At 73.0% G+C, this 16542-nt stretch carries 15 protein-coding genes; 4 read left to right on the forward strand and 11 right to left on the reverse strand.

Annotated features, from left to right (window positions below):
* The first annotated feature begins 261 nt into the window (after nt 1-261).
* From FJ309_04600 to FJ309_04610, 3 genes are read left to right on the forward strand one after another with little or no spacing between them, the layout of a single operon-like run.
* Nucleotides 262-1242, forward strand: a complete 981-nt coding sequence (locus tag FJ309_04600) for an aspartate carbamoyltransferase catalytic subunit (GenBank protein ID MBM3953883.1) — start codon at nt 262-264, stop codon at nt 1240-1242.
* A complete protein-coding gene (locus FJ309_04605; GenBank protein MBM3953884.1) occupies nt 1242-2516 on the forward strand; it encodes a dihydroorotase in 1275 nt (424 codons plus the stop codon). The genes FJ309_04600 and FJ309_04605 overlap by 1 nt, the downstream gene beginning before the upstream one ends.
* A 19-nt stretch (nt 2517-2535) precedes the next feature.
* A complete protein-coding gene (locus FJ309_04610; GenBank protein MBM3953885.1) occupies nt 2536-3021 on the forward strand; it encodes a hypothetical protein in 486 nt (161 codons plus the stop codon).
* A gap of 7 nt (nt 3022-3028) precedes the next feature.
* Here FJ309_04610 and FJ309_04615 read toward each other — a convergent pair whose 3' ends face one another.
* A complete protein-coding gene (locus FJ309_04615; protein MBM3953886.1) occupies nt 3029-5011 on the reverse strand; it encodes an FHA domain-containing protein in 1983 nt (660 codons plus the stop codon).
* Nucleotides 5012-5119: 108 nt separating this feature from the next.
* Between FJ309_04615 and FJ309_04620 the strand changes: the two genes are divergently transcribed.
* Nucleotides 5120-6619: a DUF1598 domain-containing protein gene (locus FJ309_04620; protein MBM3953887.1), complete on the forward strand. Its 1500-nt coding sequence runs from the start codon at nt 5120-5122 to the stop codon at nt 6617-6619.
* 39 nt (nt 6620-6658) lie between these two features.
* Here the strand turns inward: FJ309_04620 and FJ309_04625 are convergent, their stop codons facing one another.
* The 10 genes from FJ309_04625 to FJ309_04670 all read right to left on the reverse strand — a co-directional run bounded on the left by FJ309_04625 (nt 6659) and on the right by FJ309_04670 (nt 16490).
* On the reverse strand, nt 6659-7267 hold the full coding sequence (locus FJ309_04625; GenBank protein ID MBM3953888.1) for a hypothetical protein: 609 nt from the start codon (nt 7265-7267) through the stop codon (nt 6659-6661).
* Nucleotides 7264-8313, reverse strand: coding sequence for a H4MPT-linked C1 transfer pathway protein (locus FJ309_04630; protein ID MBM3953889.1), 1050 nt, complete (start codon nt 8311-8313; stop codon nt 7264-7266). The genes FJ309_04625 and FJ309_04630 overlap by 4 nt, the downstream gene beginning before the upstream one ends.
* Nucleotides 8282-9346 carry an ATP-grasp domain-containing protein gene (locus FJ309_04635; GenBank protein MBM3953890.1) on the reverse strand — a complete coding sequence of 355 codons (1065 nt, stop codon included), beginning with the start codon at nt 9344-9346 and terminating at the stop codon, nt 8282-8284. Before FJ309_04635 ends, FJ309_04630 begins: the two co-directional genes overlap by 32 nt.
* Nucleotides 9347-9354: 8 nt before the next feature.
* On the reverse strand, nt 9355-9891 hold the full coding sequence (locus FJ309_04640) for a metal-sulfur cluster assembly factor (GenBank protein ID MBM3953891.1): 537 nt from the start codon (nt 9889-9891) through the stop codon (nt 9355-9357).
* Between the two features lie 306 nt (nt 9892-10197).
* Nucleotides 10198-11565, reverse strand: coding sequence for a Fe-S cluster assembly protein SufD (gene sufD / locus FJ309_04645; protein MBM3953892.1), 1368 nt, complete (start codon nt 11563-11565; stop codon nt 10198-10200).
* Between the two features lie 3 nt (nt 11566-11568).
* Nucleotides 11569-12978, reverse strand: coding sequence for a Fe-S cluster assembly protein SufB (gene sufB, locus FJ309_04650; protein MBM3953893.1), 1410 nt, complete (start codon nt 12976-12978; stop codon nt 11569-11571).
* 56 nt (nt 12979-13034) lie between these two features.
* Nucleotides 13035-13874, reverse strand: coding sequence for a Fe-S cluster assembly ATPase SufC (gene sufC / locus FJ309_04655; protein MBM3953894.1), 840 nt, complete (start codon nt 13872-13874; stop codon nt 13035-13037).
* A 117-nt stretch (nt 13875-13991) separates the two neighbouring features.
* Nucleotides 13992-14627: an NADH-quinone oxidoreductase subunit B gene (locus tag FJ309_04660; GenBank protein MBM3953895.1), complete on the reverse strand. Its 636-nt coding sequence runs from the start codon at nt 14625-14627 to the stop codon at nt 13992-13994.
* Nucleotides 14628-14664: 37 nt separating this feature from the next.
* On the reverse strand, nt 14665-15369 hold the full coding sequence (locus tag FJ309_04665; GenBank protein MBM3953896.1) for a MarR family transcriptional regulator: 705 nt from the start codon (nt 15367-15369) through the stop codon (nt 14665-14667).
* A complete protein-coding gene (locus FJ309_04670; GenBank protein MBM3953897.1) occupies nt 15366-16490 on the reverse strand; it encodes a tRNA-dihydrouridine synthase in 1125 nt (374 codons plus the stop codon). Before FJ309_04670 ends, FJ309_04665 begins: the two co-directional genes overlap by 4 nt.
* Nucleotides 16491-16542 lie beyond the last annotated feature (52 nt).

Here is a 16542-nt window from a genome sequence, read left to right on the forward strand (position 1 = left end):
CCGGGAAAGCCCGCCGCACGATGCGGCGCCCGTCGACCGTGGGAACCCTCGGCGTTCCCACCGGTCGACCGGAGGTGACAAAGGCCATGGAGGGCTTTGTCACCGGGAAAGCCCGCCGCACGATGCGGCGCCCGTCGACCGTGGGAACCCTCGGCGTTCCCACCGGTCGACCGGAGGTGACAAAGGCCATGGAGGGCTTTGTCACCGGGAAAGCTAGAATCTCCGCCGCGCCATCGCTTCCCCCCTTCGCCTTTCGTGCCGATGCCCACCGCTCCGTTCACCACCGAAGCCCCCCCCGCGTGGCGGCACCGTCACCTCCTCGACCTCGAGCGGCTCGACGCCGCCGAGATCGAACTGCTCCTCGACACCGCCGGGCGGTTCAAGGAGGCGACCGACGGCTGCCGCACCAAGCTCGCAGTCCTCGGCGGCCGGACGGTCGTGAATCTGTTTTTCGAGAACTCCACCCGCACCCGCACCAGCTTCGCCCTCGCCGCCCGGCGGCTAGGCGCCGACGTGGTCGACTTCTCGGCCTCGGCCAGCAGCCTCGCCAAGGGGGAGTCGTTCATCGACACGGCGAGGAACCTCGAAGCGATGGGGATCGACGTCGTCGTCGTCCGCCACGCCACGCCGGGCACGCCCCACCTCCTGGCGCGGCACCTCGCCGCCGGCGTGATCAACGCCGGCGACGGTCCCCACGAGCACCCCACCCAGGGGTTGCTCGACATCTTCTCGATCCGTGAACGGCGCGGGAGCCTGGCCGGGTGCACGGTGGGCCTCGTCGGCGACATCGCCCACAGCCGCACGGCGCGCTCGAACCTCCACGGGCTCCTTGCCCTCGGCGCGAAGGTGATCCTTTGCGGCCCGCCGACGCTCGTCTCGCCGCGCTGGGAGGAGCTCGGCGCCGAGGTCTCGCACGACCTCGACGCGATCATCCCTCGCTGCGACGTGCTCAACCTGCTGCGGATCCAGTTCGAGCGGCAGAACACGCGACCTTTCCCGTCGGTTCGCGAATATGCCGCGCTGTACGCGATGACCGGCGAGCGCCTCCGCCGGGCCCGCCCCGAGCTGCTGATCCTCGCCCCCGGTCCGATCAATCGGGGCGTGGAGATGACCGCCGACGTCGCCGACTGCCCGCAGTCGGTGATCCTCGACCAGGTGACCAACGGCCTGGCGGTGCGGATGGCGGTGTTGTGGCTGTCGTGCAACGCCCGGCCGGCGGCCGCGGCGGGAGGGCAGGGCTGATGGGAACGCTCCTGGTGCGCGGCGGACGGGTGATCGATCCGGCGCAGGGGATCGACCGGGTCGACGACGTGCTGGTGCGCGACGGCGTGGTGGCGGCGATCGGCCGGGCAGCCGGGCCGACTGACGAATCGCTCGACGCCGCCGGGATGATCGTGGCACCGGGGCTGGTCGACATGCACGTCCATCTCCGCGAGCCGGGGCGCGAGGAGGACGAGACGATCGAGACCGGCACCCGTGCCGCCCTCGCCGGCGGGTTCACGAGCGTCGCCTGCATCCCCAACACCGAGCCGCCGATCGACACCCAGGCGGCGGTCGGCTTCATCCACCAGAAGGCCGCCCGCGCCGATGCCTGCAACGTGTTCGTCGTCGGCTGCGTGAGCCGCGACCGGGCGGGGAAGGAGTTGGCCGACATCGGCGCGCTGTTCGAAGCGGGCGCGGTGGCGTTCAGCGACGACGGGGCACCCGTCTACGACGCCGAGCTGATGCGCCGGGCACTGGAATACTGCCGGATGTTCGACGTCCCGATCCTCGCCCACGAGGAAGTCCTCGAGCTGACCCGCGGCGGCGTGATGCACGAGGGGGCGGTGTCGCTGGCGCTCGGCCTCGGCGGCTGGCCGGCGGCGGCCGAGGAGATCATGATCGGCCGCGACATCGCCCTGGCCGCGTTCACCGGCGGGCGGCTGCACGTGATGCACGTCACGACCGCCGGCGGCGTGGCGCAGGTCCGCGAGGCGAAGGCGCGCGGGATCCGCGTCACGGCGGAGGCCTGCCCGCACCACTTCACGCTCACCGACGAGGCGCTGCGCTCGTTCGACGCCAACTGCAAGATGAGCCCGCCGCTGCGCACGGCCGCCGACGTCGAGGCGATCATCGCCGGACTCGCCGACGGGACGATCGACTGCATCGCCACCGACCATGCCCCGCACGCCCGCGAGAAGAAGATGCTCGAGCTCGACCGGGCGCCGTTCGGAATCCTCGGCCTCGAGACCGCCGTCGGGCTGGCGGTGACGCGGCTGGTGGCGACGGGGCGGCTCGACTGGCCGCGGCTCGTCGACGCCCTCAGCACCGCTCCGGCGCGGATCCTCGGCGTGCCACGCGGCACGCTCCGCCCCGGTGCCGTGGCCGACATCACCGTCATCGATCCCGACGTCACCTGGCAGGTCGACGTCGGCTCCTTCCGGTCGAAGAGCGTCAATTCGCCGTTTCACGGCTGGACGCTCCGGGGCCGGGCCGCCGCGACGATCGTCGCCGGGCGCGTGAAGTTCCGCCGCTGAAACAGGGGCCGGGGCGCCGATGACGCTGATCATCGACGGCTACAACCTGCTCCACGCCTCGGGGGTGTTCGGGGCCGACCGCGGGCCGCGCGGATTCGAGCAGTCGCGCGTCGCGCTGCTCGATCTGCTCGCCGACTTCCTCGGCGACGACGCCGGCGACTGCCTGGTGGTGTTCGACGCGGCGCGCTCGCCCGACGGCCTCCCCGGCCGGCTCGTCCACCGTGGGATCCGCGTCTGGTTCGCACGCGAGTATCCCGATGCCGATTCGCTGATCGAGGAGTTGGTCGCCGGCGACGACGCTCCCGGCAGCCTGGTCGTCGTGTCGGGCGACCGGCGTCTCCAGGCGGCCGCGCGGCGGCGGCGGGCGACGGCGGTGGGCCCCGATCAGTGGCTCGCCGAACGGCGCTCGAGGGCCCGCGCCGCCCGGCGCCCCGCCGAATCGAAGCCCCCTCCGCCCGAGCCCGGCGACGTGGCCGCCTGGAAGCGCTACTTCGGCCTCGACTGACGGGCTGCTAGTCGCCGCGCCGCGGGCGGCGCGGCTCGGCATCGCCATCGGCGGCCCACCGCGCCAGCTTGCGGTCGAGCGTCGAGCGCTCGATGCCGAGGATCATCGCCGCCTTGGTCTTGTTGCCGCCGGTGGCGGTGAGCGTCGCCATCACGTGGCGGCGCTCGACCTCCTCGAGCGTCGCGGCGACGTAGCGCGGCGCGGCCGTCGCCACCCGCCCGGTGTCGCCGCTCGAGCCGAGCTCGCTGAACACCAGATCGGCGACGTCGATCAGCGGCGTGGTCGCGAGCGTCACGGCGCGCTCGATGCAGTTGCGCAGCTCGCGGATGTTGCCCGGCCAGTGGTAGCGGCGCATCGCCTCGAGCGCCGCCGGGGTGAAGTCGCGGACCAGCTGGCCGGTCTCGGCGACGAACCGGGCGAGGAAGTGGCGGGCGAGCGGCTCGATGTCGTCGGCCCGGTGGCGGAGCGGCGGCACGAGGATCTCGACGACCCGGAGGCGGAAGTAGAGGTCGCGGCGGAACTCGCCGGCGGCCACCCCCTTTTCGAGATCGCGGTTGGTGGCGGCGACGACGCGGACGTCGACCTGGACGCGCGACTGGCCGCCGACGCGCTCGTAGGGGTGCCCCTCGAGGACGCGGAGGAACTTGGCCTGGATCGCCGGGCTCATCTCCCCGATCTCGTCGAGGAAGATCGTGCCGCGGTGGGCCTGCTCGAACTTCCCCACCTTCCGCTCGGTGGCCCCGGTGAACGCTCCCTTTTCGTGGCCGAACAGCTCGCTCTCCAGCAGCGTCTCCGAGAGGGCGGCGCAGTTGAGGCAGACGAACGGCCCGCCGCGCCGCTCGCTCGCCTCGTGGATCGCGCGGGCGACGAGCTCCTTGCCGGCGCCGCTCTCGCCGCGGACCAGCACCGTGGCCTTCGTGCCGGCCACCTTGCCGATCTGACCGACGATCGTCCCTAACGACCGGCTCACCCCCACCATCCGCGATTCCTCGCGGAGCCGGGCCTTGAGGCGGGCATTCTCGTCGACGGTGGTCGCCAGCTTCACAGACAGGGCCTCGCGCGCCTGGAGGTTGGCGACCGCCATCCCCAGGGCGTTGCCGACGGCGAGGAGGAACTCGAGATCGTCGGGCGTCCCCTCGCGCTCACCCGGCTGCCGCTCGACGTGGAGCACGCCGATCGTCCGCCCGTCGGCGCGGATCGGCGCCGACATGCTCGACGCGCCGCCGGCGCGGCGCGCCGCCTCGTGGGCGACGATCGCCTCGTTCATCTTCATCACCGCTGCGGCGGCGGCGCGCGGGATCGAGTCGGCAGGCCAGGGCTCGGGGAGCGACGCCAGCGGCTCGAGCGACTCGACCTTCACGCGATCGCCGGCACCGGCCACGCCGTCGGGCAGGAACACGATCCCGCGCCGGGCCCCGCATCCCTCCAGCGCCGTCGAAAGCGCCAGCTCGGCGACCGTACGCAGATCACCCGCCTGGCCGAGCGCGAACGCCAACCGGCACAACTCGGCCGCCGCCCGGCCGACGCGGGGCACGCTCGCCGCCGACTCGCGGATCGCCTCGAGGAGGCGCGTCTCGGTGCGCCGGTGGGTGATCGACGCCTGCCACTGCTGGAGCACGTCGGGAAGGCGGTCGGTCGACATGCCACTGGAAGGGGGACCGGCGGCACCGCTGCCGTTGGTCGGCGGGTCCCCGAGGCCGAACGCGATCTCGGTCTTGCCGATCCGGATCACGTCGCCGGTGGCGAGGACACGGTCGCCGCTGATCGGTTCACCGGCGACCTTCGTCCCGTTGCGGCTGTCGAGGTCGCGGATCCGCCACTGCCCGTCGACCGCGAAGATCTCGGCATGGCAGCGGCTGGCACGCTCGTCGCGGATGACGATCGCGTTGCCGCTGGCCCGGCCGAGCGTGACACGCTGGCCGTCGACGAGCCGCACCGGCACCGCGCCGGACTCGGGATCGCAGACGATCAGGTGTGCGCTAGTGACCATGGCATCGGCCGGGAAAAGGTGTCCCCGTCACCTCCTCCCGCCCCATGATGTGCCGGGCAAGGACGGGTGGCGAGGGCGCCCGGGCGGGCAACGAAGGGCGGGAGACAAATGATTTCGCGGGGGAATCGGGTTTGCCGCGTCGAACCGGGCCAGACTAGCATGGCGGCACCGTTCAAGGGGCCGGATGCCCCTTCCGCCAGCCGGAGGCTGTCCATGATGCCGCTGTCGTCGTCCCGGCCCACCACCGCCGGCGTTTCCCGCCCGCTGGCGGCCGTCGTGCTGGCGGCCCTGGCCGTTGTGCCGGGCGTCACGGCTCGCGCCCAGATGGGTGGGTTCGGCTTCGGTCAGGCGGTCGGGGGAATCTCGATCGACACCTCCGGCATCGTCCGCAACCTCGAGCCCGGCGCCATCGCCGAGCTGGCGACGAAGCGCCGCGACGCGCTGGCCAAAGCCGGTGGCCGTCCCACCGCGGCCAGCGAGCTGCGGAAGGTGTCGCTGGCCCGCGTCATCGCCGCCGTCGAAGCGGCCGCGACCGGCGGCAAGCCGCTCCCTCCCGAGGTGCTGTTCCTCGGCGGCCTCGAGCGGGTCACGCACTTGTTCGTCGACCCCGAGGGGCACGACATCGTGCTCGCCGGCCCCGCCGACGCGGCGGTGGTCGATGCCGCCGGCAACGTCGTCGCCTCCAACAGCCGTCGGCCGCTGTTGCAGCTCGAGGACCTGGTCGTCGCGCTCCGCGCCATCGACGGCGCCCGCGACGGCGGGATGCGCTGCTCGATCGACCCCGATCCCGCCGGCGTGACGAAGGTCCAGCAGTTCCTCCGCGACCAGAAACCCGTCACCGGGCGGCCCGACACCACGCTCCGCAAAATGGAGGAGCTGCTCGGTCCGCAGCGGGTCAGCGTCGGCGGCGTGCCCGCCGACAGCCGGCTGGCCCGCGTGCTCGTCGCTGCCGACTACCGGCTCAAGCGGATCGGCATGGGCCTCGAGCCCTCGGGCGTGACCGGGCTGCCGAGCTACGTGTCGATGCTCACGACCGCGCCGGCGGGAGGCATGCTGCCGCGCTTCTGGCTCGAGGCGTCGTACGACCCGATCGCCCGCGATCCCGACGAGCTGGCGTGGCGGATCGGCGGGCGGCGGATGACCTGCCTGACCGAAAACGACATTGTCGGCCGCGACGGCACGGTCCGCGGCGCCGGCGGCACCGACCGCCGCGCGGCGACGTGGTGCGAGGCGTTCACGAGCCACTACGACGAGCTGGCAGAGAAGCAGCCGGTGTTCGCCGAACTGGTCAACTGCGTCGATCTGGCCGTGGTCGCGGCGCTGATCCACGGCCGCCAACTCGACAAGCGCGCCGGGCTCGACCTCACCCCGCTCCTCGATCCGGCGCGCGTCAAGGTCCCCGCCTACGACGCGCCGGCGACCGTGCCGACCGTCGCCAGCGCCATCGAGCGCGGCGGCCGGTGGGTGGTGTCGGCGTCGGGGGGAGTGCAGTTCCAGCCCTGGGCATTCGCCAGCGCCACGGTCGACGAGGCCGATGCGACGCTGTCCACGGCCCGGGGCACCGCCCTGGCCGCCCGTGGCGGCGCCGGCTCCTGCTGGTGGGACTGACCGGCGGGGACGATCGCGCTTCGGCGGTGACCGGCCCGCTCAGCGTGGAGCCACCGCGTCCCGGCTCGGGCAGGCCCAGCCGATCCAGGTCAGGCCCGCGGCGGCACGCGGAAACCAGTCGTCCACCCAGCCGGCGGCAGCGGCGGCCTCGAGCGCGTCGCCTCCCACGACGGGAGGCGGGCAGCTCTTGAGCAGCAGCAGCGGCCGACCGGCGACCCGCGCCGCCAGCGCCGCGATCGAATCGCTCGTCACCTCCCAGCCGCGCGGGCCCGCCGCCCGCTCGTCGGCGAGGAACGCCGCGGCGTCGAGGACGCCCCCGCCGCGTGCCGAGGCGGTGAGCGGCAACCCGAGCTCCCCGGCCACGAGGCGCCCCGTGATACCCATCAGCGCGATCGCGAGGTCGTGAACCACCGCGCCGTCGAGCCCTCCGGCGGCGTCGACGCGCCGCAGTCCGTCGACGATCGCCCCGCCGCCGACGACGATCAGCGGCGTGCCCGCGGCCGCCAGCGCCGCGTGGCAGGCGTGCAGCCGGGCCGGCCAGTCGGCCATCGTCAGCAGGCTGCCGCCGCACTTCACGACCGGGTCCGCCGGGATCCGCGTCGCTTCCCCGCGGAGCAGGCCGCCGTCCCATCCCGCCACGGGGTTCATGGCAATTCCCCGAGCGCGACCAGCGCCAGCGCGTGGGCCGGGGCGACCCGCGCCACCGCCGGCCCGAGCCGCTCTGCCACCGACACCACCGGCACGCGCCAGCCGACGACCCCGAGCGCCCGCCGCGCCAGGCAGTCGCCATGCCCGGAGAGAACGACTGCCGCCGGGGGCGCGGGCAGTGCCGCGGCGACGCGCCGCAGCGCCCGCGCCACCGCGCGCGACTGCGCCGCGGCACAGGCCTCGGCCAGAGCCAGCGCGTCGGCACTGGAAAACGCCTCCGGATCCTCGAGGATCATCCGCGCCAGCCTGGCGCGCGACAGGGGGCGGGTGAACGGCCGGCCGTCGGCGGTGTCGGTGTCGGCCGGATCCTCGGCCAGACCGCCGAGGAGGAGCCAGGCATCGCGCGAGAGGGCGTAGCGCTCGGCGACGACGGGGCAGGCGATCCCGCCGCGATCGACGCGGCGGACGAGCGCCGCCACGGGCGTCCGCTCGACGCCGGTGTAGACCAGTTCGCCGGAGCGGAGCCGGCCGACGTCGTCGGCGGCGCGCGGGGCGGGGCTGCCGGCCACGAGGGGAATGACGTCGACCGTCGTCGAGCCGACGTCGATCGACACCGCCGGGAAGGCGGGGGCTTGGGCGGCGGCGAGCCGGGCCACGGCGTGCCAATTCGCGGCGGCGACGGTCAGCGGAGCGGCACAGGCGGCTTCGGGCGCGACCAGCGCACCGTCGGTGGCGAGGATCGCGACGGGGGCGGCCACCGGCCGGGCCGCGGCGACCACGGCCGCGACGATCGCCTGCACCCCCTCGGCTCGGCTCGCGTAGCAGTCGGCAATCTCGCCGGTCATCGTCGCCACCACCCGCCCGGGGCGGCGCTCGGTGACGAGCTCGGCGAGGCGGGGGGCGAGGCGCTGCGGCTGTCGCCAGAGGGGAAACGGCTCGGCATGGGCATCGCCGCGCCCGTCGGCCGCTTTGAGGTTCGCTCCGCCGATGTCGAAGGCAAGAACGGCGCGGCGGTCAGCCGGAGGGCACATCGGCGGCGGCTCCATCCGGGGTCGCGATCGCGTAGCTGCCGTCACGTTCCCGGCGACCTGGCCACCGTGCCACTTTCCCGGCGGCCGTCGCCAGCAGGGCGCCTAGCAGGCTCGCGCTCCCCGCTCGGGCCAGCCCGACGAACGACGTCGTCAGCCGGGGATTGACCTCGAGGACGCGGTCAGCGTCTCCATCGTCGCGGTGCCCGAGGATCATGTCGACTCCCACCCACCCGGCCGCCGGGGCGCTGGCGCGCTCGAGGGCGGCGATCGCCCGGCCGGCGAGGGTTGCGGCACGGTCCGCCAGCGCCGCGGGCAGGTCGCAGCGGCCGCCGAGAAACCGCCGGTCCTCCGCCGAAAACAGGTGACGCACCGGGGGGAGGATGCGGTGCCCGGCGGGACCGCACAGCGCCGACACGCCGACCGAGACCCCGGCGGCGTGGCGTTCGAGCCGCCGCGGGCGCGGCGCGGGGAGCAGATCCGCCGGCGTGTCGAGACGCGCGAAACCGTCGCCGCCACAGCCATCGAGCGCCTTGACGACGGCGGGCAGGGCGAATCCCGGCGGCCAGGTTTCGTCGGGCCCGAGACGCCGGCCGGCCGGCACCGGCACGCCGCCTGCCGCCAGCGCGAGGGCCGTCGCGTGTTTGTCGGCGGCGCGGGCGATGAACGCCCCCTGCGGCGCGGCGACCCGGCCCCCGGCGGCGCGGACGGCGGCGACGCGGTCGGCGAGGAGACCGTCGCTCTCCGGGGCGACGATCAGCGTCCAGTCGGCCCCGGCGCCGAGGGCGACGAGCCGGTCGAGCTCGGCACCGCGCGGCACCGGCTCGACGTGCACCGGCCCTGTCGCCGCCGAGAGCAGCGGCGGCCGGGATGCATCGAGGAGCAGCGTGAGGTCGAATTCGCCGGCGCGGAGGCCGTCGGCGACGAGGGCCGCGAGCATCGCCCGCCCTTCGGCGACGACGGCCGCCAGCGTGGCCGACGACGGCAGCGGCGCGGTCTGCGGACCGTGGAGGCCACCGCTGCAGGCCCACTCGTGGAGCACGACGCGCACGGCGGCAGTCAAAAGATGCCGAGCTGGTCGCGGGCCGCGTCGGACATCCGGTCGGGGGTCCAGGGGGGATCCATCACGATCCGCACCTCGACGCCGCGGACGGCCGCGTGCCGGCCGACGGCGCGCTTGGTGTCGGCGATCAGCTGCGGACCGGCAGGGCAGGCAGGGCTCGTCATCGTCATGTCGATCGACACCTGCCGGCCCGCCGGGTCGTCGGCCGCCGCACTGACCGTGACCCCGTACACCAGCCCGAGGTCGACGATGTTGACGAACAGCTCCGGGTCCTTGACCTCGCGGAGCATCTCGCGGACCGCGTCCTCCGAGACCTCGCCGCCGCCATCGGTCGCCACGGCGTGCGGCTCGACGCCACCGGCAGGGGCGGCCCGGGGCGCGCTTGCGACCGGAGCGGGGCTGGCCGCGACGGGCGCGGTCGCGGGGCTTCCCGCCGGCGGTGGGCCGCCGCCGGGGGCCCTGCGGAGGCGGATCCAGACGCCGCCGTCGGCGACGCGCACCTCGTGGCAGCGGGTCGGCCGGACCGCCGGCATCGACAGGGCGGCTCCGGTGCGGACGTCGAACTTCGCACCGTGCCGCGGGCAGGCGACGGCGAAGCCGACCAGCGCGCCGTCGGCGAGCGTGCCGCCATCGTGGGTGCAGACGTCGTCGATGGCGTGGAACGCGCCGCCGACGTGGAACAACGCCACCACCTCCCCCTCGACCTCGACGAGCTCGCGGCCGGGATCGGGGATCGCGGACGCGTCTGCGACCCGGGTGAAGCCTTCCATCGGACGGTTTCCAGCGGACGGGAGACGGAGGAGGGTTTCAGCCGGCCGGAGGCGGCACGGCCGGCACGGTCAGGTGATCCGGCGGATCCGGCTGCCGATCGCGCGGGCGAAGGCCTCGCGGACCGGCGGGATCGTGATCCGGTCGAAGACCTGCTGGAAGAATCCGGCGACGACCAGCCGCGCCGCCTCGTCGGCCGCCAGGCCGCGGGCGCGGGCGTAGAAGATCTGCTCGGCATCGACCCGGCCGCTGGTCGCCCCGTGGGTGCAGCGGACGTCGTCGGCCTCGATCTCCAGGCCCGGGATCGAGTCGGCACGGGCCTCGGTGGAGAGCATGAGGTTGTCGTTGCGCTGGTAGCCGTCGGTCTTCTGGGCGGCACGGTCGACCTTGATCATCCCACGCCACACGAGGCGCGAGCGGTCCTGGAGGGCTCCCTTGTAGAGCAGGTCGCTCCGGCAGGCCGGGGCCTGGTGGTGCTGGAGCGTGTTGTAGACCAGCTGCCGCCGCCCCTCGGTGAACATCACCCCGTTGACCTGGGCGTCGGCCCCGCGGCCGACGAGGGCGACGTCCTGGGCGACCTGCGAGAGCCGGCTGCCGAGGGCCCCGAGCGTCCACTGAAGACGGCCGCTGTGGTGGATCACCGCCCGCTGGCGGGCGAAGTGCCAGACGCCGTCGCTCCAATTCTGCAGGTTCACCATCCGCAGGAAGGCGCCGCGCCCGACGACGATCTCGGTGCCACCGCAGTGCAGGCCGCCGGCGCTGCCGGCCGGACCGCCGCCGGCGGTCTCGGTGAGGAGCGTCGCCTCGGCCCCTTCGCCGAGGACGACGAGGACGTGCGACGTGTCGACCCCCCCCGGCCCGAGTGCGGCCAGGACGTGGAGCGGCTCGGCCACTTTCACGCCGGAGGGGACGTAGAGGATGGCGCTAGCGCGGTGGAAAGCGGCGTGGAGCGCGGTGAAGTAGTCGGCGTGGGGATCGATGACCGTGAACCAGTGCTCGCGGAGGAGCTCACCAGAGTCGGCGAGCACGGCCTCGGCGGCGCCGAAGCGGACACCGCGCCGCGCCAGGTCGGGGTCGAGTTCGGCACGGACGACCGTGCCGTCGAGGGCCACGAACCGCCCCGCCAACACGCCGGCCACCCGGGCCCCGTCCTCCTCCTGACCGGCTCCGGCGACGATCGCCGCGGGGAGCAGCCCGTCGGGGGCGCTGCCCCCAGCCCCGTCGCGCAGTCCCCAGGCCTGCGGACGGAACAGCCGCAGGTCGGTGCGCATCCAGTTCTCGCTGCGCCGGTCGGGCAGGGAGAGGCCGGCCAGCGCGGCGAACGCCGCCCGGCGCGTGTCGGTCGCCCAGCCGGGGAGCGGGCTGGCGGCGACGAGACGGCCGAGCGCCGCTTCGTCGAACGCCGGGGCAGGGGGGGCGGCAGGAGTCGCGGTCGTCATGCGTCAGCCCACCGAGCCTTCCATCTGCAACTGGATCAGTTTGTTCATCTCGACGGCGTACTCCATCGGCAGCTCCTTGACGAGCGGCTCGATGAACCCGCCGACGATCATCGTGCTCGCCTCGGCCTCGGTGAGGCCGCGGCTGGTGAGGTAGAACAGCTGCTCCTCGCCGATCTTCGAGACGCTCGCCTCGTGGCCGATCGAGACGTCCTGCTCCTCGACCTCGATGTAGGGATAGGTGTCGCTGCGGCTCTTGTCGTCGAGGATCAGGGCGTCGCAGACCACGCTCGACCGGCTCTTCCGCGCGCCCGGCTCGACGCGCACCAGGCCGCGGTAGCTGGCCCGGCCGCCGTTCTTCGAGATGCTCTTGGAGACGATCCGGCCGCTGGTGTGGGGGGCGGCGTGGACGATCTTCGCGCCGGCGTCCTGGTGCTGCCCCGCGGAGGCGAAGGCGATCGAGAGGATCTCCCCCCGCGCGCCCGGCTCCATCAGGTAGACCGCCGGGTATTTCATCGTCAGCTGGCTGCCGAGGTTGCCGTCGATCCACTCCATCAGCGCGCCCTCGTAGGCCATGGCACGCTTGGTGACGAGGTTGTAGATGTTGTTGGCCCAGTTCTGGATCGTCGTGTAACGGCAGCGACCGTGCTTCTTGACGACGATCTCGACCACGGCCGAGTGGAGGCTCTCGGTGGAGTACATCGGGGCGGTGCAGCCCTCGACGTAGTGCACCTGCGCCCCCTCGTCGACGATGATCAGCGTCCGCTCGAACTGCCCCATGCTCTCGGCGTTGATGCGGAAGTAGGCCTGGAGCGGGAACTCGATCGACACCCCCTTGGGCACGTAGATGAACGAGCCCCCCGACCAGACGGCGGAGTTGAGGGCGGCGAACTTGTTGTCGGTCGGCGGGATGATCTTCCCGAAATACTCGCGGAGCAGGTCGGGGTGCTCGCGGACGGCGGTGTCGGTGTCGGTGAAGATCACCCCTTTCTTCGCCAGGTCCTCCTGCAGCGAGCCGTAGACGACCTCGCTCTCGAACTGGGCCTTGACCCCGGCGAGGAACTTCCGCTCCGCCTCGGGGATCCCGAGGCGGTCGAACGTCTGCTTGATCGCGTCGGGGACCTCCTCCCACGTCTTTCCCTGCTGCTCGGCGGGCTTGAGGTAGTAGAAGATGTCCTGAAAGTCGACGCCGATCCGCCCGCCCCACGAGGGCATCGGCTTGGAGTGGAAGATCTCCAGCGACTTGAGGCGGAAGTCGCGCACCCACTCGGGCTCGCGCTTCATCTCCGAGATCTGCGCGACGATCGTGGCGTCGAGCCCGCGCCGCGCCTTGAACACCGCCGGGGAGTCGGTGCGGAAGTCGTACTTGTTGATTTCGCCGAGGGCCACGCCCTGTCCGTCGACCGTCGTATCCATCAGCGTCACTCCTGCCGGAACTGCACCGAACACCCGTCACCGTCGGATCGTCATCGTCAGACCGCTGCCTCCGCAGCCGCGCGCTCGGCGGCGGCTGCCTCCGGATATGCCGCGCGGATCCGCTCGTAACCCCGCTTGTGGAGCTCGGCGGCCAGTTCCGGCCCGCCGCTCTCGACGATCCGCCCACCGAGCATCACGTGGGTCCGGAGCGGGATGTTGTGCTCGAGGAGCTGCTCGTGGTGGGTGATGATCAGGATCCCCATCTCCGCCCCGCCGATCCGGGCGATGCTCTCGCTGGCGAGCCGGACGGCGTCGGCGTCGAGGCCGCTGTCGGTCTCGTCGAGGATCGCGAATCGCGGCCGCAGCATCGCCAGCTGGAGGATCTCGGCGCGCTTCATCTCGCCCCCCGAGAAGCCGTCGTTGACGTAGCGGCGGGCGAACTCTTGGTCGATCGACAGGTCGGCCATCTTTGCCTTGAGCTCGCCGCGGAACTCCCGCATCGGGATCAGCTCCTCCCCTTCCTTCCGCTCCGGGTTGCGGACGTTGGTGACGGCGTGGCGGAGGAAATCGGCGAGCCGCACGCCGGGGATCGCCATCGGCCGCTGGAAGGCGAGGAACACGCCGGCCCGGGCGCGCTCGTCGGGTTCCATTGCCAGCAGGTCGCGCTCGGCGCCGTCGGCGCTGACAAGCGTGATGCTCCCGGCAGTGACCTCGTAGGAGGGATGGCCCATGATCGCGTAGCCGAGCGTGCTCTTGCCCGACCCGTTGGGCCCCATCAGCGCGTGGACCTCGCCGCGGCCGATCTCGAGATCGACGCCACGGAGGATCTCCTGCCCGTCGACGGCGACGTGCAGCCCGCGCACCACCAGCCGTTCGCCCGCCACTTCACCCGCCATCGACACGCTCCTGTTGCGACGCGCTACCCGCGCCGGGAAAACCGTCACGACGCGGCCGAACGGCGCGCCGCCCACATCCATGACCACCGCGCCGCGACGCCGTCGCGGCGGAGAATGTCAGGGCTGGACCTTCTGGTGCGAGAACACGAGCTCGCCGTCGGCGATCGGCGAGATGACGTGGCCGGAATGGTGGGGCACCGGCAGCTCGTCTTCGATCTTGCCGCCGTCGGGCCGCCGCGCGATCCGCTGGCCGAGGATCTTGTCCTGGATCCGCATCAACCCCTCGAGGAGGCTCTCGGGGCGGGGCGGGCAGCCGGGGACGTAGACGTCGACCGGGACCACCAGATCGACACCCTTGACTACGTGATAGCCCCACTTGAAGTACGGGCCACCCCCGGTGGTGCAAGCACCCATCGCGATCACGTACTTGGGATCGGGCATCATGTTGTAGAGCCGCCGCACACGGCTGGCCATTTTGTAGGTCACCGTGCCGGCCACGATCATCAAATCGGCCTGCCGAGGCGTTGCCCGGAACGCCCCCGCGCCGAACCGGTCGAGGTCGTAGCGGCTCGCACCGGCGGCCATCATCTCGATGGCGCAGCACGCCAAGCCGAACGTCATCGGCCAGATGCTCGATTGCCGAGCCCAGTTGATCGCCTGCTCGACGGTGGTCAGGACGAGGTTCTCCTCGAACCGCCCCTCGATCCAGGGACGGCCGGCAGCGGGCAGCGACGGTGCGGTGGGGGGGGACATGGCAACTCCGGGAAACGGGTGGACGACGCGGTGGGCCTCAGCCGGGGGTGGTAGCGGTGGCGTGGAGCGGTACGAGCGTGAATCGGCAGCAGTCGCCGCCGTCGAGACGGCACTCGGAGAGGCGCACAGGTGCCCCGACCACCTCCTCGATCATCACGCGCTCGGCGGCACAGATGCCGCGGTCGGTTTCGGCGAGCCCGGGGTACGGACAGCTGTGCGAAATGAGCGAAGACGGTCCGGGGCGGCCGTCGTCGCCGGCAGGTTCCGCGGCGCCGTCACGGAACTCGACGGCGACGCGCCGGCGCCGCAGCAGGTCGGCGGCGCTGGCGAGCCGCTCCTCGGGGGAGGTGCCCTCGACCTCGGCATCGACCAGCGACGCCAAGCCGGCACCGATCCGGCCGAGCAGGCCGCGCCGGACGGCCGGATCCGCCGTCGCCCGGACTTCGTTCCACAGAACGAGCGCCAAGTCGCGGTAGTTTTCCCCCCCGAGCCTCCGCCCCTTCTCGCTGAGGGCGAAGCTGTGGGACGGACGGCCACGCCCCCGCGCGGCCACGGCAGCGGTGCCGGTCGTCCGGGCGACGATCCCGGCCTGTTCGAGGCGGGCAAGGCGCTGCCGGATGGCCGTCGGCGTGACGAAGAGCGCCCGGGCCAGATCACCCACTCCGTGCGGCCCCGAAGCGCGGAGCACATCGAGCAACGGCGTGTCGGTCGGGCGGATGTCGTCGTCGGGAATACGGCTCATGCAGGCAGTGTAGACCCCGCGGGATTTTCGACAATTCCGCCTGCGGAAATTACCGCCTGATCGACACCGGCACCGGCGGCTCGATTCCGCGGCTGCCCGGAAAACCAGCCTGCCATCGCCTCGAGAAACTCGGCCGCCGTCGTCACCCGCGACACCCGGCCGCGGAACTCGCGGGCCCCGGGCAGACCCTGGGCGTACGAACAGGCGAATTTTCGCATCAGCAGCGTGCCGCGCTCGACGCCGAACCGGCGGCAGACGAGACCATAGTGGAACAGCACGATCTCGCGCTGCTCGGCGAGGCTCGGATCAGGTGGGGGTTCACGTCCGGCCAGCAGCGCCGCCACCTGCGCGAAGATCCAGGGGCGGGCGAGCGCCTCGCGGGCGATCATCACGCCGTCGACTCCGCTGCGGAGCCGCTCCACCGCGACGGCGGCGCCGGTGACGTCGCCATTGCCGATCACCGGCATCCGCCCGACGGCGCGCTTCACGGCCAGGATCGCATCCCAGTCGGCCCGGCCGGTGAAGAACTGCGCAGCCACCCGGCCATGGACCGTGAGGCCGGCAGCTCCCGCCTCCTCGACGCGCTGCGCGACCTCGACGGCGGTCCGGCAGGAGTCGGAGCAGCCGAGGCGGATCTTGGCCGTGACCGGCACGCCGTCGCAGGCCTCGACCACGCGGCGGACGATCGTGCCGACGCGCTCCGGGTCGCGGAGGAGCCACGACCCGCTGTGGGCCTTCTCGGTGACTTGGCGCACCGGGCAACCGAAGTTGAGGTCGACGACGCTGACGGCGAAGTCGCGCGCCAGGCGCCGGCCGACGGCGGCGAGGTTGTCGGGATCGTTGTCCCACATCTGCACCGCCAGCGGCCGCGGCTCGTCGCGCACGCCCCACAGCCGGTCGGGGTGCTCGCCGCGGTGGGTCTCGAGCCAGGCGGCACTCCGCGCTGCGATCATCTCCGTCGCCAACAGCCCGGCGCCGCCGAACGACCGGACGACCTGCCGGAAGGCGAAGTTGGTGTAGCCCGCCATCGGCGCCTGGAGCACCGGCGGGTCGACGACGAGCCCGCCGAGGCGCAGAGGCGCCACCGGGGCAGGGGAGGGAGGGGACGGTTCGGCGGACATCATCCCGCCATCGTACGCCCCGGGCACCCGGTGCCGAAACCGGCGCCGGTGT

The organism is Planctomycetota bacterium, from assembly GCA_016872555.1.
In the GTDB taxonomy this organism is placed as follows: Bacteria; Planctomycetota; Planctomycetia; order Pirellulales; family UBA1268; genus F1-20-MAGs016.